Genomic DNA, 19314 nt, shown 5'->3' with positions numbered 1-19314 from the left:
GGGCGACCGGCCGTGTCGCCGGTACGCGCGGTGAGGGTGGTCACGAGTACACCTCCTCCTGCTTGCGGGTCCGCCGGAAGCTGACGATCGAGACCACGGCGACGATGGCGAAGATGAACAGGGAGATCGCGGCGGCGAAACCGAACTCCGCGCCCTGCCCGCCGAAGGCCAGCCGATAGGTGTACGTGATCAGCAGGTCGGTGGCGCCGTTGGTCGGGTTGTCGGCCGGGAAGGGCGCGCCCTCGGTGGTCAGGTAGATCGCGTTGAAGTTGTTGAAGTTGTACGCGAACGACGAGATCAGCAGCGGGGAGAGCGCGACCAGCAGCAGCGGCAGGGTGACCGCGCGGAACGACTGCCAGGGCGACGCCCCGTCGACCGAGGTGGCCTCGGTCAGCTCACGCGGAATGGCCTGCAACGCGCCGGTCGCCACCAGGAACATGTACGGATACCCGAGCCAGAGCTGCACGAGGATGACCGCGAGGCGGGCCGTCCACGAGTGACCGAACCAGTCGACGTCCAGCCCGAACAGGTTGTTGATCAGCCCGAAGTCGGCGTTGAACATGTCCCGCCAGGCCAGCAGCATCGCGAACGACGGCATGGCGTACGGCAGGACCAGCAGCACCCGGTAGAGGTTGGTGCCACGCATCCGGGGCGAGTGCAGCGCGAGCGCGATCAGCATGCCGAGCAGGAACGTCCCGCCCGTGGAACCGATGGCGAAGGCGAAGTTCCAGACCAGCGTGCTGAGGAACGGGCCGGAGATGTCCCGGTCGGTGAGCACCCGGGTGAAGTTGCTGAGCCCGACGTTGACCTTCCAGCCCTGGGCCAGCCGCTCGCCGTCGGCGGCGACGAAGGCGCCCACCTCATCGTCGGCGGTGAAGCTCTGCCCGGTCGCGGTGTCCCGGATGCAGTCGCAGTCGGCGTCGTACGCCCGCACCGCCTTGCCCTCGTAGGCGCGGGACAGGCCGCTGGAGCGCAGCGCGCCACCGGCGGTCGGCACGACCAGGTCAGTGATCTCCTCGCTGCGGGCGCTGGCCTGGCCGAAGTTCAGCACCGTGTAGCCGTCGGCGGCGGTGACCTTGCCGCCCGCGCTGACGGTGACGTCGGCGGCGTCGAGTCGCCGCAGCCCTCCGGCGTCGCCGGCGGAGACCTCGCCGGTGGCGGGGTCGGTGACCAGGAAGACCAGGGGGGCGGACGCCGGGTCACCCTTGGTGGCGATCGACAGTGCGTACTCGGCGGACCCGGGCACCTGGGTGACCGACGAGGTCTGGATCGCGACGATCGCCTCGTCCTTGCTGCCCCGGTGCCCGTCACCGAAGTTGGTGAAGGCGGTGCTCGCCGTGTAGAGCACCGGGACGACCTGGAAGGCGATCAGGAACAGGGTGCCCGGGACCAGGTACTTGGCCGGGATGTGCCGACGGGTGAGGTACAGGTAGAACAGTCCGGCGGTGGTCGCCGCCAGCAGGGCCAGGCCGGTCCACTTCGCACCGTCGATGAGGGGGAATGCCGCCCAGACCGCGATTCCGGCGGTCAGGCCGAGCAGGAGCACCTTGCCGACGAGGCCGGTCAGGGTGATCGGCGCGTGGTCACGCGCGGTACGGGAGCGCGAGGGCCGGGAGCCGACGGGCTCCCGGCCCGGGGCCTGCGGGGCAGGCTCCGGGCCGGACAGCGGCGTACTCATTACTTGATCTGGCCGGAGATGGTCTTGCCGGCGGCGGTGATGGTGCTGGTCGGGTCGGCCCCGCCGATGACGGCGGCCTCGGCCTTGCCGAACGGGTCCCAGATGGCGGCCATCGCCGGGATGGCCGGGAGCACCTGGCCGTTCTTGCCGGCCTCCTGGAACTTGGCCAGGTCCGGGTCACCGCCCTTGACCTGTTCCAGGGCGGCGGTCAGCGCCGGCGGTCGGGCCTCGGCGTTGTAGAGCGCGACGGCCAACTCGGGGGTGGTCGTGTAGTTGGCCACGAACTCCTGGGCCAGGGCCTTGTTCTTGCCCTTGGCGGCGACGTAGAACGCCTGCACGCCCACGAACGGCTGGGCCTCCTTGGCACCGGCGAAGCCGGGGATGGCGGAGATGTCGTAGGAGATGTTGGCCTTCTTCACGTCGGCCACCGCCCACGGGCCGGAGACCAGGAACGCGCACTTCTTACCGGTGAAGGTGGCGATCGAGTTGGTGTCCGAGATGGAGCGCTTGAGCACGCCCTCGCCCTTCTCGCCCAGCGCGCCGATCTTCTTGAACGCCTCGATCGACTCGGGCTTGCCCACGCCCAGGTCCTTCGGGTCGTAGTCGCCGTTCGCGCCGGTGCCGAAGAGGTAGCCGCCGGCCGAGGTGTAGAGCGGGTAGATGTGGTACGCGTCGCCGTTCTGGCCGACCTGGAGGCAGAGCGTCTCGGTGGCCTTCTTCGACGCCTTGAGCTGCTTGCCGGTGGCGACCAGATCCTCGATGGTCTTCGGCGCCTCGGGGGCCAGCTCGGTGTTGCGGATCAGCGCCAGGTTCTCCTGCGCGTACGGCACGCCGTAGAGCTGACCGTTGAAGGTGACCGCCTTGATGGCGGTCTCGTTCAACGCGCTCTTCTGCTCGGCGGCGAGCTGCACGGGGTCGATGGCGCCGTTCTGCACCAGGTTGCCGATCCAGTCGTGCGCGCCGACGACCACGTCGGGGCCGCTGCCCTGCTGCGAGGCGGTGACGAAGTTGGTCTGCAGGTCCTTGCTGACGGCCTGGACCTCGACGGTGACGCCGTTCTCCTGGCCGAACTTCTCGGCGAACGGCTTGAGGGCGGCGGTCCGCTTGTCGTCCGCCCAGATCACCAGCTTGCCGCCGGCGGCCTTGGGGGATTCCTTCGCGGCCGGCTCGTCGCTGTCGCCGCCACACCCGGAGGCAGCGAGCGCCAGGGTGAAGAGGGCGACCACACCCGCGGTACGGATGCGCATCGGTACTCCTGTCGTCATGGCGGGACCGCCGGGGGAAGGGCGGCTCCACCGATGGGATCTCTGGAAGTTCTTGCCACCGGCGCGTGAATACTGCGCCGCTGCTCTCGCATGTTGCGGGGACGTTAGCAAGAGGTTGCAGATTATGGAAGCACTTGCAGAGCGCCCCGCAAGAACTTGCCGGTGGGCTAAAGTGCCGCCATGCGCGCTCGACTGTCCGACATCGCCCAGCAGGCCGAAGTCAGCGAGGCCACGGTGTCGCGGGTGCTCAACGACCGCCCCGGGGTGGCCCCGGAGACCCGGCAGGCCGTCCTCACCGCTCTCGACGTGCTCGGCTACGAGCGCCCGGCTCGGCTGCGCAAACGCAGCGCCGGGCTGGTCGGTCTGGTGGTTCCGGAGCTGGACAACCCGATCTTCCCCGCGTTCGCGCAGGTCATCGAGTCGACCCTGGCGCAGAGCGGGTTCACCCCGGTGCTCTGCACGCAGACCGCGGGCGGCGTCACCGAGGACGAGTACGTGGAGATGCTGCTGGACCGGCAGGTCTCCGGGATCGTGTTCGTCTCCGGCCTGCACGCCGACACCGCCGCCAACCACGACCGCTACCGGGCGCTGATCGCCCGACCGCTGCCCGTCGTGATGATCAACGGCTACGTGCCCGGCATCGGCGCGCCGTTCGTCTCCTGTGACGACCGGGAAGCCGCCGAACTGGCCGTGGCCCACCTCGTCGCGCTCGGGCACCGGCGGATCGGCCTGATCACCGGCCCGGACCGGTTCGTGCCGGTGCAGCGCAAGGTGGCCAGCTGGCGGGCGGCGATGACCCGGCTGGCCGGCGTAGCCGAGGCCGATCTGGGCCCGCTGGCCGAGCTGTCGCTGTTCGGTGTGGAGGGTGGCGAGGCAGCGGCCAGCCGCCTGCTGGACCGGGGCGTCACAGGCGTGGTCTGCGGCTCCGACCTGATGGCGCTCGGCGCGATCCGGGCCGCCCGGCAGCGCGGCATGACCGTCCCCGAGGACCTCTCGGTGGTCGGCTACGACGACTCGCCGCTGATGGCCTTCACCGACCCGCCGCTGACCACGATGCGTCAGCCGGTCACCGCGATGGCGGTCGCCGCGGTCCGGGCCCTGGTCGACGAGATCAACGGGCACGGCGCCCCGCACTCGGAATACCTGTTCCGCCCCGAGCTGGTGGTGCGCGGCTCCACCGCGGTCGCGCCGGCTGCCGCGCGACTCTCTTACGCAAGATCTGCTTGACTCTTGCAGCAGCGGACCGGCATATTGCTCAGATGATCAGGACCGCCTCCCTGCCCCACACCGACGACGACTGGTGGCGCTCCGCGGTCGTCTACCAGGTCTACGTGCGCAGCTTCGCCGACAGCGACGGCGACGGAGTCGGTGACCTACAGGGCATCCGGCAGCGCCTGCCGTACCTGCGCGACCTCGGTGTGGACGCGCTCTGGTTGACCCCCTTCTACACCTCGCCCATGGTCGACGGCGGGTACGACGTCGCCGACTACCGGGACGTCGACCCGATGTTCGGCACGCTCGCCGACTTCGACGCGATGATCACCGACGCGCACGCCCTCGGCCTGCGCATCATCGTCGACCTGGTGCCCAACCACACCTCCAGCGCGCACCGCTGGTTCACCGCCGCCCTCGCCGCCGGCCCCGACTCTCCCGAACGGGCCCGCTACCTGTTCGCCGACGGCCGCGGCGCGCACGGCGAGCTGCCGCCGAACGACTGGGAAAGCATCTTCGGCGGCCCAGCCTGGACCCGGATCGCCGACGGCCAGTGGCACCTGCACCTGTTCGACCCGGCCCAGCCGGACCTGAACTGGCGCCACCCGGAGGTCCGCGCCGAATTCGAGGACGTGCTGCGGTTCTGGCTGGACCGGGGCGTGGACGGCTTCCGGATCGACGTGGCGCACGGGATGATCAAGGCCGAAGGGTTGCCGGACGTCGGCTTCAGCACGATGACGACCGGCCAACGCCAGGTCGAGCTGCTCGGCAAGGGCCGGCTGCCCTACTTCGACCAGGACGGGGTGCACGAGATCTACCGCGCGTGGCGGCCCATCCTGGACAGCTACGAGGGCGGTCGGATGGCGGTCGCCGAAGCGTGGGCCGAGACCCCCGAGCGGCTCGCCCGCTACATCGGCCCGGACGAGCTGCACCAGGCGTTCAGCTTCGACTTCCTCGACGCCACCTGGTCGGCCGACTCGTTCCGCAAGGTGATCGACACCGCGCTGGCCGAGGCGACAGTGGTTGGCGCGCCCACCACCTGGGTGCTGTCCAACCACGACAAGCAGCGGCACGTCACCCGCTACGGCGACGGCGCCGAGGGGCTACGCCGGGCACGCGCCGCCAGCCTGTTGATGCTCGCCCTGCCCGGCTGCGCCTACCTCTACCAGGGTGAGGAGCTGGGCCTGCCCGAGGTCCTCGACCTCCCCGACGAACTGCGCCAGGACCCGGCGTTCCTGCGTACCGGCGAGAGCCGCGACGGCTGTCGCGTCCCCATCCCGTGGAGCGGCGAGCTGGCCCCGTACGGCTTCGGGCCGGCCGGCAGCGAGGCGAGCTGGCTACCCGCCCCGGCGACCTGGCGTGCCCTGTCGGTCACCGCGCAGACCGGCGTGCCCGGCTCGACGCTGGAGCTGTACCGGGCCGCCCTGCGGGTCCGCCACGAGCACCCGGCGCTGGCCATGGACGCCGACGGGGTCACCTGGCTGGAGAGCGGACCGGGCGTGCTGGCCTTCTCCCGCACGGCCGGTGCAACCGCCCTGACCTGCGTAATCAACCTCAGCAGCGCGCCGGTCCCGATCGACGGGTACGGCGAGCCGATCCTGGCCAGCGAGGCGCTCACCGGCCAACTGCTGCCCGTCGACGCGGCTGCCTGGTTGGAACGGCGCTGAGCGGGTAACCCGATCTCGACCTGGTCGTCCGTCGTGCCCCGCGCCAACGGGCGACTGGGCTACCAGCCCCTTGTGGTGGGGGGTGAGGTGCACCGGCGCCACGCGGAGTTACCTCCGCGTGGCGCCGGTGTCCGTCTGATGCCGGCGACCCCTGCGGGTCACTTGGCGGTGAGCAGCGCCGCGATCCGGGTGAAGCCGGCGCGGACCTCGGCCTCGTCCGGCGGTTCGGTGGGCTCACCGTGGCCCGCCTCGTCGGCCTCGGCGTCCAACTCCTCGTCGATCACGTCCTCGAAGTCGCCGTACAGATCGGCCCCCTCGACCTGGCGGGCCTCGTCCTCGGCGGCGACCTGGGCGGCGGCGATCTCGCTGCGGATCTCGTCGGGCGACAGCGCCGGCAGCAGCGGCTCCACCACGGCCATCAACTGCTCGTCGGCCACGACCGCCTCGGCCAGCGCCAACGCGTGCGGTCGCTCATAGGGCCCGCAGACCACCGGCTCCCACTCGTCGAGGTCACCGAGCGGACCGAAGGTGATGATCCACGGCAGGCCGAGCATCGGCGAGTCGGACGGCAGGTCCAGTGTCATGAGTGCGCCCACCGGCTCATCATGGCCGCTCCCGACCGGAAGGTGGGCGTCATTCGCCTTAACGTACGCCGACGTGGCCCCACCGGCGGCCCCGTGAGCCACGCCGGGCGGTCATGCGAGGGGCCGCCATTGGGAGCGTGATGTCTCAGAGGCATAAATATGTCGCAGAGACATCAGCCGTTTCAGGGGAACCAGCGGCATCCCGTCCGCGCTCAGTCGTGGCGGATGGCGTCGAGGGCGGCGCGGACCAGGGCGACGGCACGATCCGGGGAGACGCCCAGCCGCCGCGACTCGGCGGCGTACTCGGCGGCAGCCCGGTGCAGCCGGTCCACGGCGTCGTCCCGGCCGGGGGCGACGAAGGTGCCGTTGCGCCCCCGCGTCTCCAGCAGCCCGGCCGCCTCCAGTTCCCGGTACGCCCGGGCCACCGTGTTCGCGGCCAGCCGCAGGTCGGCGGCGAGCTGCCGGACGGTGGGCAGTCGGCTGCCCACCGGGAGCCGGCCGTCACCGATCAGCTCGGCGAGTTGCCCGCGCACCTGCTCGTACGGGGGCACCGGGGAGTCCTGGTCGACCGAGATCAGCACCTGCGCACCTTCCACGCCGTCAGCCCGCACCGCCCGGCGTACCGGGATCGGTGTCCTCTTCGAGATTCGTCACCCGCTGCCCCTCCGCCAGATCCACCACCCGCCCTTTCCCACTGGTCGCGAGGAGCGCCGCCCCGAACAGCACCAGTTGGTTGAGCAGGTAGAGGTAGAGCAGCAGCCCGACCGCACCGGCCACCACGGTGTACGCCGGGTTCCGCTCGGTGCGTACCACGTAGTACCGCCCCACGGTGTTGAGCAGCGTGATGCCGATCGCGACCAGCACCACCACCGGGCGCAGTCGGGACCGGCTCATCCGCAGCCGGGGCACGGCGACCAGCAGCGCGGCGGCGAGCACCGCGTTGACCAGCACGCTGAGGATCGCGCTGATCGTGGTCAGGCCGACCGAGCCGGTGCTGCGCAGCAGGAAGCGCAGCACCGACTCCAGCGCGTCCACCGCCGCCACCGAGACGCCGAGCAGCACGAAAACGCCGATCATCACGCCGAGGTCGACCAACCGCCGGACCACCAGGTTGCCTGGCTGCTGGTTGAGCGCGTACATCAGCCGTTGCGAGGAGCGGATCGACTCGACCCAGCCGATCCCGGTGAAGACCAGGATGATCAGGCCGACCACGCCGACCGTGCCGCTGGAGTTGGCGATCTGCTCGGCGTCCAGGAACGGCAGATTTTCCTTCAGGAACCCGGCCGCCGCCTCGCTGACCTCGTCGTTGTCCTCCAGGATCGCGCCGAAGATGGAGTACGCGACCAGAGCGAGCGCGAAGACCGCGAAGAAGCCGTAGTAGGCGATCGCCGCGGCCAGTCGCCCGGCCAGCACCTCGGCGTAGAGCGCACCGGCACGCCACACGTGGTCGAAGTGCCGCGATCGGCGGCGCGCGGCGGTCACCCCGCGGTCGATGCCCGCCTCGATCGCCCCGATCACGTTCACGCGGTCATCCTCGCCGATCTCCCACCGCCGTCACGGCAACCGACTCCGATTGCTCGCCACTCGGCGCGTCGCCGGCGGTCAGTTGCCGAGGCGGAAGTCCCGGCGGGGCTGCCACCGGGCCTGCCCGCTGTGCGAGAAGAGAGTGAACGCCTCGACCTGGAACATCGCGGAGAAGTCCGCCAGATCCTCGTACACCTTGTCCAGTGCCTCCGGTGACACGTCCTGCGCCACGGTGACGTGCGGATGGTAGGGAAAACGCAGCTCACGATGCACGCCTGGCGCGGCGGCGATGGCGGCGGCCAGCAGCTCGCACTCGCTGATCCCGGCGGCGACCGCGACGAACACCACCTGGGTCACCGGCCGGAACGTGCCGGTGCCCCGCAGGTGCAGCGCGAACGGCAGGTGCGCGGCGGCGACCGCGCCGAGGTGGCGCTCGACGGCCGGCAGGATGGCGGTCGGGATCTCGGTCGGACCGAGCAGCGTCACGTGGGCGGGCACCGCGAGGGCGTCGCCCGCCTCTATCCGCCGCTGGGTGAGCTGGGTCCCCCAGGGCTCCGGGATGTCCACCGCGATGCCGATCTGAATGGTGTCGCCGGACGGCGTCACCCCGCCACTGCGATCCACGCTCCGTGCCGCCTCTTCGGCCACCGACCCGACCACCTGTCCCGCGGCGCTATTCGCCGCGCACCGGCGGGAAGAACCCGACCCGTTCGTACGCGGACCGCAGCGTCGCCCCGGCCACCGACCGGGCCTTCTCCGCGCCGGCGGCGAGCAGCTTGTCCAGCTGCGCCGGGTCGTCGAGGTAGGTGCGGGTGCGTTCCTGGATCGGGCGGACGAAGTCCGCCACAACCTCGGCCAGGTCCTTCTTCAGGTCGCCGTAGCCACGGCCGGCGTACGCGGCGACCAACTCGTCGATGCCGCGCCCGCTGAGCGCCGAGTGGATGGTCAGCAGGTTGGACACGCCCGGCTTGGTCTCGGCGTCGAAGACGATCTCCCGGCCGGTGTCGGTCACCGCGGAGCGGATCTTCTTGGCGGACCGGGCCGGGTCCTCCAGCAGGTCGATGATGCCGGCCGGCGAGGACGACGACTTGGACATCTTCGCGGTCGGGTCCTGCAGGTCGGTGATCTTCGCGGTGTCCTTGACGATGTGCGGGGCGGGGACGGTGAACGTCGCGCCGAACAACGAGTTGAACCGCTGGGCCAGGTCCCGGGAGAGCTCCAGGTGCTGCCGCTGGTCCTCACCGACCGGCACCGCGTTGGCCTGGTAGAGCAGGATGTCGGCGGCCTGCAGGACGGGATAGGTGAACAGCCCGACGCTGGCCCGCTCGTTGCCCTGCTTCTGCGACTTGTCCTTGAACTGGGTCATCCGGCTGGCCTCGCCGAAGCCGGTGATGCAGCCCAGCACCCAGGCCAACTGCGGGTGCTCGGGCACCTGCGACTGCACGAACAGGGTGCTGCGATCCGGGTCGAGACCGACCGCGAAGAGCTGTGCGGCCGCCACCCTCGTCCGCTGGCGCAGCAGCGCCGGATCGTGGCCCGCGGTGATGGCGTGCAGGTCCACGACACAGTAGAACGCGTCGTGCGTCTCCTGCAGGGCCACCCAGTGCCGCACGGCGCCGAGGTAGTTGCCGAGGTGGAACGAGTCGGCCGTCGGCTGGATGCCGGAGAAGACGCGCGGGCGGGCGGGAACGTCGGACATGGCGACAATTCTGTCAGCAAGCAACCGGGTCCGTCATGACGGGCCGGCGGGTCGGCCGCGGCCCGCCGGTGTCGGGGCGCTGACCTCGCGCGGCTCCCCCACTCCGATCCGTCGCGTCGGGCCCGGCCCGGCCCCACTCGGCCGCCCGCCGCCGCTCTCCCGGGGCTGCCCCGTCACACCGTCACGCGCCTGACTGGCGGCGGCGTCGCGGCGCTGTTCCGGCGTCCGTACGGCCGAGACCGCGAGCCGGGCCACCCGACGCCCCTCCAGGGCCAACACGCGCAGCAGCCAGCCGCCGGGCGGGTCCCCCGGATCGGGCCCGCCGTCGTCGGCCGGCTCGGCGGGCACCGGCACCTCGTCGCCGGTCAGCGGCAGGCGGCCCAGCGCGGCCATCACGTACCCGCCGACCGTCTCGTACGGGCCGACGGGCAGCGCCACTCCGGTCCGCTCGGCGAAATCGGCGAGGTTGAGCCGGCCGTCCACCACCGCCGGAAGGCCGGCGTGCACCGGGTCCGGCTCGGCGTCGTACTCGTCGTGGATCTCCCCGACGAGTTCCTCGATCAGGTCCTCCAGGGTGACGATCCCGGCGGTGCCGCCGTACTCGTCGATCACCACCGCGAGGTGCTGGCCCTCCCGACGCATCTCGGTGAGTGCGGCCAGGACGCGTTTGCTGCCGGGCAGCCGCTTGACCTCGCGGGTCAGCTCGCCGACGGTGACGCACGGGTCGATGTCCGGACGCAGCAGCACGTCGCGCAGGTGCACGAAACCGACCACGTCGTCATGGGTGCCGTCGGTGACCGGGTAGCGGGTGTGCGTCTCGGCGCGGACCAGCCGGGCCGCCTCGGCGATGGTCAGCCGGGCCGGCAGGAAGACCACCTCGGTGCGGGGCATCATCACCTCGCGGACCAGGCTGGCACCTGCCACCAGGACCTCGTCGATGATCCGCCGCTCGTCCGGGTCGAGCACCGTGTTCGCCGCGACCAGGTCGCGCAGCTCGGCCTCGGAGATGCGCTCCCGACCGGCCGCCGGGCCGGCCCCGAGCAGGTCGGTGACGAGGCGGCTGGCACCGTCGGCGGCGCGGACCAGCACCCGGGCGACGGCCCGGGCGAGCGGGCCCGGGTCACGGCGGGGCCGCCCCCGCACGCGTCGCCGGAGCCCGGTACGGGCCGCTTCCCGCATGACAGAGATGGTAGACACCGTTGGCCCGTCGCACCCGGGGATCGCGCGGAGTCGTCATGTTCGGCTCTGTTTAAACGTGAGAGATTATGATGGAATGGGTTGACGGTGGGGTCGGCCGAGGCGCCCGCCGCAGCCGTAGGGTGATCACCGAGGGCCACGTCCCGGCGGGCCAGGCAGGAGGCAACGACGTGAAACTGCTCGTCACCGGGGGCGCCGGCTTCATCGGCAGCGTGGTGACCCGCATGCTGCTCGACGCCGGCCACCAGGTCGTCGTCCTGGACGACCTGCGCACCGGCCACCGCGAGGCACTCGCCCCGGACGCCACCCACGTCCAGGCGTCCATCCACGACGCCGCCCAGGTCGTCACCCCCGACGCCGGGTTCGACGGGGTGTTGCACTTCGCAGCCCTGATCGCCGCCGGTGAGTCGATGGTCAAGCCGGAGCTGTACTGGCAGAACAACACCGTCGGCACGTTGGCCCTGATCGACGCGGTCCGGGCCGCCGGGGTGCCCCGGATGGTCTTCTCCTCCACCGCCGCCGTCTACGGCAACCCCACCGAACTCCCCATCCCGGAGACCGCGGTCAAGGCGCCCACCAACACGTACGGCGCCACCAAGCTCGCCGTCGACATGGCGCTCACCTCCGAGGCCATCGCCCACGGGCTGGCCGCCGTCTCACTGCGCTACTTCAACGTCGCCGGCGCACACCTCGCCGGTGACGTCGCGCTCGGCGAGCGGCACGACCCGGAGACGCACCTGATCCCCATCGCGCTGGAGGTCGCCGCCGGCCGGCGGGACAAGCTCCAACTCTTCGGCGACGACTACCCCACCGCGGACGGCACCTGCGTCCGCGACTACATCCACGTCGCCGACCTGGCCCGCGCGCACCTGCTGGCGCTGGACGTCGCCACCAGCGGCCAACACCGGATCTACAACCTGGGCAACGGCAACGGCTTCACCAACCGGCAGGTCGTCGACGTCGTCCGCGAGGTCACCGGGCACCACCTGCCGGTCGAGGTGGCGCCGCGCCGCGAGGGCGACCCCGCCGAGCTTGTCGCCTCCTCCGCGCTGGCCCGCGACGAGCTGGGCTGGGTGCCGCAGAAGCCGACCCTGCACGACATGGTCGGTGATGCCTGGGCCTTCTACCGCACGTACGTCCTGGAGCAGCAACCGTGACCCACCTCAGCGGTGACGTCGCTGAGCGGGCCGCCGCCGGCTTCACCGACCAGTACGGCGGCCGGGCCACCGGCCGTTGGGCGGCACCGGGTCGGGTCAACCTGATCGGCGAGCACACCGACTACAACGACGGTTTCGTGCTGCCCTTCGCGCTGCCGCTGCGTACCGTCGTCGCCGCCGACCGGCAGGACGGCGACACCTGGACGGTCTGGTCCGAGCTCTCCGGCGAGACCATCACCTTCGGCGCGGACGACGTGGCCGAGCCGGGCCGGGTCACCGGCTGGGGCGCGTACGTGGCGGGGGTGGTGTGGGCGCTGCGTGAGGCCGGTCATCCGGTGCCGGGCGCCCGGCTGGCGATCGCCTCCGACGTCCCGCTGGGCTCCGGGCTCTCCTCCTCGGCCGCGCTCGAGTCGGCCGTGCTCGCGGCTCTGCTCGACCTCGGTGGGCTGGAGCTGCCGGCCGAACAACAGCCCCGGCTGGCACAGCGGGCGGAGAACGTCTACGTGGGCGCTCCGACCGGGATCATGGACCAGTCCGCGGTGATCCGCTGCCGTGCCGGGCACGCGCTCTTCCTCGACTGCCGTGACGAGTCCGTCGAGCACATCCCGTTCGACCTGGACGCCGCCGGGCTGGCCGTGCTGGTCATCGACAGCCGGGCGCCGCACCGGCACGCCGACGGCGAGTACGCCGCCCGCCGCCGGTCCTGTGAGGCGGCGGCCAAGGCGCTCGGCGTCCCCGCGCTGCGCGACGTGGCCGTCGACCAGCTCGACACCGCGCTGGCCCGCCTCGACGACGAGGTGACCCGGCGACGGGTCCGACACGTGGTCACCGAGGACCAGCGTGTGCTGGACACTGTCGCGCTGCTACGCGCCGGGCGGGCCCGGGACATCGGCCCGCTGCTCACCGCCTCGCACGTCTCAATGCGCGACGACTTCGAGATCACCGTGCCCGAGGTGGACACCGCGGTCGAGGCGGCGCTGGCGGCCGGGGCGCTGGGCGCCCGGATGACCGGCGGCGGCTTCGGCGGCTGCGTCCTCGCCCTGGTCGACGCCGACCCCGCCGAAGCGGTGGCGACCGCCGTCAGGACGGCCTACGCCGAGCACAACTTCACCGCACCAAGCGCCGTGACCGTCCTCCCGGCCCCCGGCGCAACCCGCCTCGACTAACCCCCGCCCCGCCCCGCCCCACCCCGGCCCGCCCCACCCCCGCCCCACCCTGGCGATCTTGCAGTTCCTGTCGCGACAATTCCCCCACAAGGAGGCAGAACGGCGACCAAAAGTGCAAGATCGCGGAGGGCGGGGGCGGGGGCGGGGGCGGGGGCGGGGCGTTAGTTCGCTTCGACGATCATGGCTGCGCCGACCGTGCGGTTGGTGGCCTCGTCGATGATGACGAAGCCTCCGGTGGTGCGGTTGCGGCGGTACTCGTCGGCCAGCAGCGGCACGGTGGTGCGCAGTCGCACCCGACCGATCTCGTTGAGCCGCAGCTCGTCGGCCGACTCGTCGCGGTGCAGTGAGTTGATGTCCAGCCGGTAGTGCAGCCCGCGCACGATCGCCCGCGCCGAGCGGGTGGTGTGCTTGATCGCGTACCGGCCGCCGACCCGCAGCGGGGCGGTCTCGTCCATCCAGCAGACCATCGCCTCGATGTCCTGGGCGACCGCCGGCGCGTTGTTCGGCCGGCAGATCAGGTCGCCCCGGGAGATGTCGATCTCGTCGGCCAGTCGTACCGTCACCGACATCGGCGGGAACGCCTCCGCGACCGGCCCGTCGGCGGTCTCCACGGCGGCGATCCGGCTGGTGAAGCCGGACGGCAGCACCATCACCTCGTCACCCGGCTTGAGGACGCCGGAGGCGACCTGACCGGCGTAGCCGCGGTAGTCGGTGACCGTGGTGGACTGCGGCCGGATCACGTACTGCACCGGGAACCGGACGTCGACCAGGTTGCGGTCGCTCGCGATGTGCACCCGCTCCAGGTGGTGCAGCAGCGAGGGGCCCTCGTACCAGGGCATGTTCTCCGACCGAGAGACGATGTTGTCACCACGCAGCGCGGAGACCGGCACCACGGTCAGGTCCGGTACGTCGAGCTTCGCGGCGAAGGCGGTGAACTCGTCGGCGATCTGCTCGTAGACCTCCTGCGACCAGTCCACCAGGTCCATCTTGTTGACACAGAGGACCAGGTGCGGCACCCGCAGCAGCGAGCAGAGGAACGCGTGCCGGCGGGACTGCTCGACCAGGCCCTTGCGGGCGTCCACCAGGATCAGCGCCAGGTCGGCGGTGGATGCCCCGGTCACCATGTTGCGGGTGTACTGGATGTGGCCCGGGGTGTCGGCGATGATGAACTTGCGCCGGGGGGTGGCGAAGTAGCGGTACGCCACGTCGATGGTGATGCCCTGCTCCCGCTCGGCGCGTAGACCGTCGGTGAGCAACGCCAGGTTGGTGTATTCGTCACCGCGGGCCGCGCTGACCGCCTCCACCGCGGCGAGCTGGTCGGTGAAGAGCGACTTGGTGTCGTAGAGCAGCCGCCCGATCAGGGTCGACTTTCCGTCGTCCACGCTGCCGGCGGTGGCGAACCGCAGCAGGTCCATAGCCCGGGCCTCCGGCCCGGCCCCGGTAACAGCCCGGGCCTCCGCATTCGCGGATGCCACGATCTCGGTGCTCATCAGAAGTAGCCCTCCCGCTTGCGGTCCTCCATGGCGGCCTCGCTGACCCGGTCGTCACCGCGGGTCGCGCCACGCTCGGTGATCCGGGTGGCCGCCACCTCCTCGATGACCTTCTCCACGGTGTCCGCGTCGGAGCGGACCGCGGCGGTGCAGGACGCGTCGCCGACGGTGCGATAGCGCACCTGGGCCTTGAACCGCTCCTCACCCGCGCGGGGGCGGAAGAACTCGTTGACCGCGTAGACCATGCCGTCGCGCTCGATCACCTCGCGCTCGTGGGCGTAGTAGATCGAGGGCAGCGGGATCCGCTCCCGGGCGATGTAGTGCCAGACGTCCAGCTCGGTCCAGTTGGACAGCGGGAAGACGCGGATCGACTCGCCCGGGTGGTGCCGGCCGTTGTAGAGCGACCACAGCTCCGGCCGCTGGTTCTTCGGGTCCCACTGACCGAACTCGTCGCGGAAGCTGAACACCCGCTCCTTTGCCCGGGCCTTCTCCTCGTCCCGGCGGGCGCCACCGAACAGGGCGTCGAAGCGGTGCTTCTCCACCGCGTCCAGCAGCACCGGCGTCTGGATCCGGTTGCGCATCCCGTCGCCGGACTCCCGGACCATGCCGCTCGCCAGGGCCTCCGGCACGCTCGCCACCACGAGCTGCAACCCCAGCTCGGCGACCCGCTGATCGCGGTATTCCAGGACCTCGGGAAAGTTGTGCCCGGTGTCGACGTGCATGACCGGGAAGGGGATGTTGGCGGGGGCGAACGCCTTCTGCGCCAGCCGCAGCATGACGATCGAGTCCTTGCCGCCGGAGAAGAGCAGCACCGGGCGTTCCATCTCGGCGACCACCTCGCGCATCACGAAGATGCTCTCCGCCTCCAGGGCGTCCAGGTGGGAGACCCGGTAGGCCGCGGGGGTGGTCATGACGGCTGCTCGATTCGCTTGCTCATCCGATTTCCAGACCTTTCCGGTCGGGCATGTCAAGAAAGTCCGCTCAGGCTACCCGGAATGTCTCTGCAGCGCTGCAAGCAACCGGTGGGCGAGATCCTTGCGACAGACCAGCAGGTCCGGCAGGCGCGGATCCGCCTCGTTGTATCGAAGCGCAGAACCGTCGATCCGGGAAGCGTGCAGTCCGGTGGCCGTCGCCACAGCCACCGGGGCGGCCGAGTCCCACTCGTACTGCCCGCCGGCGTGGATGTACGCGTCCACCTCGCCGGTCACCACGGCAGCGATCTTCGCGCCGGCCGAGCCCATCGGCACCAGGTGCGCCCCGACGTCCTCGGCCAGGTCGGTCAGGAAGACGGGCGGCCGGCTCCGGCTCGCGGCCAGGCGGATCTTCCGCTCGCCGGCCGTCGCCGCCTCCACGGTCATCGGCGGGTACGCCGGCGGGTAGTCCGTGCCCAGCACCCGGTGCTGCGCCGGCAGCCCCACGGCCCCGGCCACCAGCCCGTGCGCGCTCGGCGCGTTACGGGCCCAGAGAGCGATGTGCACCGCCCAGTCCGAGCGGCCCTCCTCGGAGAACTCCCGGGTGCCGTCCAACGGGTCGATGATCCACACGCGGTCGGCGGTCAGCCTGGACACCGCCCCGGCGTTCACCTCGGCCGCCCAGGCCAGCCGCGAGCCCTCGTCCTCCTCGGAGAGCACCGCGTCCCCGGGCCGCCACTTCGCCAGCTCCGTACGGATCAGGTCGTGCGACACCTTGTCACCGGCCGACTTCAGGGCACCGGCGTCCGCGAAACCCAACTCCGTCCGCAGGGCGAGCAGCGCCTGACCGGCCCGAGAGGCCAGCCACCGGGCGAACGCGCCGTCGATCATCGGAGGACTACCCATCTGCCACTCCCGTCGCCTCGCCGCGTCCCGCGCCGCACGCACTGACTGGCCACGACCCGCTGCGCAGGTCGCGGCACTCCGAAAGGCGCAGACTACCGGCCCGCCATTTCCGATCCGGTACGCCCCGCACCGCTCAACCGCCGTGGTAGAGGTTCTGGGTCGGCTCCACGCCCTTGACGATCACCGACTCCACCACGTCGGCAGCCCGGTCCACCAGGAAATCCAGCTCCTTGCGCTCCGCCGCGCCGAAATCCGACAGCACGTAATCCGCCGGATCCTGCCGTCCCGGTGGGCGACCGACGCCGAACCGCACCCGGACGTAGTCCTTCGTGCCCAACGACTTCGACATCGAGCGCAGGCCGTTGTGCCCGCCCTCGCCACCGCCGAACTTGATGCGTACCTGGCCGAAGTCGATGTCCAGCTCGTCGTGCGCCGCGATCACCCGCGCCGGGGGCACCTTGTAGAACTGCGCCAACGCCGCGACGGGCCCACCGGAGAGGTTCATGTACGTCAGTGGCTTGGCCAGCACCAGCTTCGGCCCGCCGAACCCGAGCCGCCCCTCGGCTACCTCGGCGACCGCACGCTTGTGCCGGCCGAACCGCGCGCCCACGCGTCCGGCCAGCAGGTCGGCCACCATGAAGCCGACGTTGTGCCGGTTACCGGCGTACTCCCGACCGGGGTTTCCCAGGCCGACCACCAGCCACGGCCCCGCCTCGTCCGTCACGACCCGTCCCTTTCGCAGTCCCGTCCGACCGACACCCGATACGCCGGCAGGCGCCCCCGAAGTCTCGGGGACGCCTGCCGCACGATACGAACCGATCAGGCCTCGGTGCGCGCCTCGGTGTTCTCCGCGCCCTCGGCGGCCGGAGCGGCGTCCGCGCCCTCGGAGCCCTCGGTGACCTCGCCGACCTCGGCCTCAGCCTCGTCGGTGGCCACCTCGACCTCGGGCAGCGTCGCCTCGAGCTGCTCGGCGGTCGGCGCGGCGGTCACCGCGGCGACCGGCAGCGTCGCGTCGACAGCCAGCTCGACACCGCTCGGCAGCTCGACGTCGCCGGCGGTCACCTGGGAGCCCGCCTCCAGGCCCTCGATCGAGGCCTCGAGGTGGTCCGGCACCTTGGTGGCGTCGGCGGTCACCGAGAGGGTGTCGTGGTCGTGCACGATCAGGGTGTCCCGGGCGGCCTCGCCGGTCAGCTGGACCGGGACCTCGACGGTGACCTTCTCGCCCCGGCGGACCAGGATGAGGTCCACGTGCTCGAAGGTGTCCCGGATCGGGTCACGCTGAATCGCCTTCGGCAGCGCCAGCACCTGGGTGCCGTCGGTGATGTCGATCGCGAAGAGCTGGTTGGCACCGCCCTTACGGATCGCCGCGGCGAACTCCCGCGACGGCAGCGCGATGTGCTTGGGCTTCTCGCCGTGGCCGTACAGCACGGCTGGCACCTTGCCGGCCCGGCGGGTACGGCGGGCACCACCCTTGCCGAACTCGGTGCGGGGCTCGGCGCTGATCTTTACCTCGGACACGGGGAAACTCCTGATGCTTTTCGCTGCGGCGGCTTGTCGTCTTGCGGTGCTGGGCGAGGGGCTCGCTGGGGCTCATGCGTCATGAACGACTGCCCGGAGCACCGCGTCGATGACGGTGCCTCCGTGCGGCGCTCTTCAGCGGCCCGCCGGGCACCCTCGCCGTGGCAACCGCACCAGTCTACCCGAGCTGATTCCAGGGCTCGCGGCAGTCCCCGGTCACGGCTCCGGGCTGGTACGCCGACGGTGATCCCGTCCGCGTACCAGCCCCGTTTCCCCTCAGCCTGCCAGCTCCGGACCCGCCAGCGTGCCGAATGGCGGAAACGGGGCCCATCACACCGCGAGGCTCAGCTCAGCCCACCGAAGAGGGTGGTCACCGAACCATCGTCGAAGACCTCCCGGATCGCCCGCGCCAGCAGCGGCGCGATCGACAGCACGGTCAGCTTGTCCAGCTGCTTCTCCGGCGGGAGCGGCAGCGTGTTGGTCACCACGATCTCGCTGATCGAGCTGTTCTTGAGCCGCTCGGTGGCCGGGTCCGACAGCAGCGCGTGGGTGGACGCCACCACGATCTCCGCCGCGCCCGACTCCTTGAGGATGTCGGCGGCCTTGGTGATCGTGCCGCCGGTGTCGATCATGTCGTCGACGATCAGGCAGACCCGGTCCTCCACCTCGCCGACCACCCGGTTCGCCACGACCTGGTTCGGCTTCATCGGGTCGCGGGTCTTGTGGATGAACGCCAGCGGGCAGCCGCCCAGCCGGTCGGTCCACCGCTCCGCCACCCGGACCCGGCCCGAGTCCGGTGCCACCACGGTCATCGGGCGGCCGGCGTATTTGTGCTCCACGTACTCGGCGAGGATGTCCATCGCGAAGAGGTGGTCCACCGGGCCGTCGAAGAAGCCCTGGATCTGCGCGGTGTGCAGGTCGACGGTGAGGATCCGGTTCGCACCGGCGGTCTTCAGCAGGTCCGCCACCAGTCGTGCCGAGATCGGCTCCCGACCCCGGTGCTTCTTGTCCTGCCGCGCGTACGGGTAGAACGGCAGCACGACGGTGATCCGCTTGGCCGACCCCCGCTTCAGCGCGTCCACCATGATCAGGGTCTCCATGACCCAGGTGTTCACCCCGTGCGTCACGGACTGCACCACGAAGGCGTCCGAACCACGCACCGAGTCCTTGAATCGTACGAAGAGCTCGCCGTTGGCGAACTCGTACGCGTCGGCCGGCGTCGGCGCGACACCGAGCACCTCGCCGATCTCCTTGGCCAACTCCGGAAAACCTCGTCCGGAAAAGAGCATCAGGCTTTTGCGGTTTTCGGCGACGATGCTGCCCATGGGCCCGTCTGCTCC

Annotated in this window: 18 protein-coding genes; 4 read left to right on the top strand and 14 right to left on the bottom strand. The window is 71.1% G+C overall.

The annotated features are described in order from the left end of the window. Positions 1-40: 40 nt before the first annotated feature. Together ABZ780_RS07955 and ABZ780_RS07950 are read right to left on the bottom strand one after the other, a co-directional pair. On the bottom strand, positions 41-1678 hold the full coding sequence (locus tag ABZ780_RS07955) for an ABC transporter permease subunit (RefSeq protein ID WP_357009261.1): 1638 nt from the start codon (positions 1676-1678) through the stop codon (positions 41-43). Continuing rightward, on the bottom strand, positions 1678-2925 hold the full coding sequence (locus ABZ780_RS07950; RefSeq protein ID WP_357009264.1) for a maltose ABC transporter substrate-binding protein: 1248 nt from the start codon (positions 2923-2925) through the stop codon (positions 1678-1680). The genes ABZ780_RS07955 and ABZ780_RS07950 overlap by 1 nt, the downstream gene beginning before the upstream one ends. A gap of 198 nt (positions 2926-3123) precedes the next feature. Here ABZ780_RS07950 and ABZ780_RS07945 point away from each other — a divergent pair, with 198 nt between their 5' ends. Together ABZ780_RS07945 and ABZ780_RS07940 are read left to right on the top strand one after the other, a co-directional pair. Then, the gene (locus ABZ780_RS07945) at positions 3124-4170 is read left to right on the top strand and encodes a LacI family DNA-binding transcriptional regulator (RefSeq protein WP_357009267.1); all 1047 of its coding nucleotides are present in this window, start codon (positions 3124-3126) and stop codon (positions 4168-4170) included. Between the two features lie 32 nt (positions 4171-4202). Then, positions 4203-5822 carry a glycoside hydrolase family 13 protein gene (locus ABZ780_RS07940; protein WP_357009270.1) on the top strand — a complete coding sequence of 540 codons (1620 nt, stop codon included), beginning with the start codon at positions 4203-4205 and terminating at the stop codon, positions 5820-5822. 158 nt (positions 5823-5980) lie between these two features. On the opposite strand, the gene ABZ780_RS07935 is transcribed toward ABZ780_RS07940, so the two are convergent. From ABZ780_RS07935 to ABZ780_RS07910, 6 genes are all read right to left on the bottom strand, one after another. Beyond that, complete coding sequence (locus ABZ780_RS07935) at positions 5981-6418, bottom strand: hypothetical protein (protein ID WP_357009272.1); 438 nt, start codon at positions 6416-6418, stop codon at positions 5981-5983. Positions 6419-6618: 200 nt separating this feature from the next. Continuing rightward, a complete protein-coding gene (locus ABZ780_RS07930) occupies positions 6619-6987 on the bottom strand; it encodes a GntR family transcriptional regulator (protein WP_357009275.1) in 369 nt (122 codons plus the stop codon). Between the two features lie 19 nt (positions 6988-7006). Then, positions 7007-7930, bottom strand: coding sequence for a YhjD/YihY/BrkB family envelope integrity protein (locus ABZ780_RS07925; RefSeq protein WP_357485112.1), 924 nt, complete (start codon positions 7928-7930; stop codon positions 7007-7009). Positions 7931-8008: 78 nt separating this feature from the next. Continuing rightward, complete coding sequence (locus tag ABZ780_RS07920; protein WP_357485109.1) at positions 8009-8578, bottom strand: 2'-5' RNA ligase family protein; 570 nt, start codon at positions 8576-8578, stop codon at positions 8009-8011. Positions 8579-8603: 25 nt separating this feature from the next. After that, positions 8604-9629 (bottom strand): tryptophan--tRNA ligase, encoded by a 1026-nt coding sequence (gene trpS, locus ABZ780_RS07915; protein WP_357009283.1) that lies wholly within the window; start codon positions 9627-9629, stop codon positions 8604-8606. Positions 9630-9662: 33 nt separating this feature from the next. After that, positions 9663-10808 carry a hemolysin family protein gene (locus ABZ780_RS07910; protein WP_357485106.1) on the bottom strand — a complete coding sequence of 382 codons (1146 nt, stop codon included), beginning with the start codon at positions 10806-10808 and terminating at the stop codon, positions 9663-9665. Between the two features lie 188 nt (positions 10809-10996). On the opposite strand from ABZ780_RS07910, the gene galE reads away from it, so the two are divergent. Together galE and galK are read left to right on the top strand one after the other, a co-directional pair. After that, on the top strand, positions 10997-11983 hold the full coding sequence (galE, locus tag ABZ780_RS07905) for a UDP-glucose 4-epimerase GalE (RefSeq protein ID WP_357485104.1): 987 nt from the start codon (positions 10997-10999) through the stop codon (positions 11981-11983). Further along, positions 11980-13149, top strand: coding sequence for a galactokinase (gene galK / locus ABZ780_RS07900; protein ID WP_357485101.1), 1170 nt, complete (start codon positions 11980-11982; stop codon positions 13147-13149). The genes galE and galK overlap by 4 nt, the downstream gene beginning before the upstream one ends. Positions 13150-13310: 161 nt before the next feature. On the opposite strand, the gene ABZ780_RS07895 is transcribed toward galK, so the two are convergent. From ABZ780_RS07895 to ABZ780_RS07870, 6 genes are all read right to left on the bottom strand, one after another. Then, entirely contained in the window at positions 13311-14564 is a 1254-nt protein-coding gene (locus tag ABZ780_RS07895; protein ID WP_357009585.1) for a GTP-binding protein, read from the bottom strand. 74 nt (positions 14565-14638) lie between these two features. Beyond that, positions 14639-15550, bottom strand: a complete 912-nt coding sequence (gene cysD, locus ABZ780_RS07890; RefSeq protein ID WP_357009293.1) for a sulfate adenylyltransferase subunit CysD — start codon at positions 15548-15550, stop codon at positions 14639-14641. A gap of 75 nt (positions 15551-15625) precedes the next feature. Further along, a complete protein-coding gene (locus ABZ780_RS07885) occupies positions 15626-16456 on the bottom strand; it encodes an inositol monophosphatase family protein (RefSeq protein WP_357009296.1) in 831 nt (276 codons plus the stop codon). Between the two features lie 133 nt (positions 16457-16589). Then, on the bottom strand, positions 16590-17180 hold the full coding sequence (gene pth, locus ABZ780_RS07880) for an aminoacyl-tRNA hydrolase (RefSeq protein ID WP_357485099.1): 591 nt from the start codon (positions 17178-17180) through the stop codon (positions 16590-16592). Between the two features lie 95 nt (positions 17181-17275). Continuing rightward, complete coding sequence (locus ABZ780_RS07875) at positions 17276-17974, bottom strand: 50S ribosomal protein L25/general stress protein Ctc (protein WP_357009302.1); 699 nt, start codon at positions 17972-17974, stop codon at positions 17276-17278. Between the two features lie 344 nt (positions 17975-18318). After that, complete coding sequence (locus tag ABZ780_RS07870; RefSeq protein ID WP_357009305.1) at positions 18319-19299, bottom strand: ribose-phosphate diphosphokinase; 981 nt, start codon at positions 19297-19299, stop codon at positions 18319-18321. Between the last annotated feature and the right edge of the window lie 15 nt (positions 19300-19314).

Source organism: Micromonospora sp. NPDC047467, assembly GCF_040643095.1.
In the GTDB taxonomy this organism is placed as follows: Bacteria; Actinomycetota; Actinomycetes; order Mycobacteriales; family Micromonosporaceae; genus Micromonospora.
Note: the sequence above shows the minus strand (reverse complement) of the source record. Positions and strands in the feature narration are given on the sequence as shown.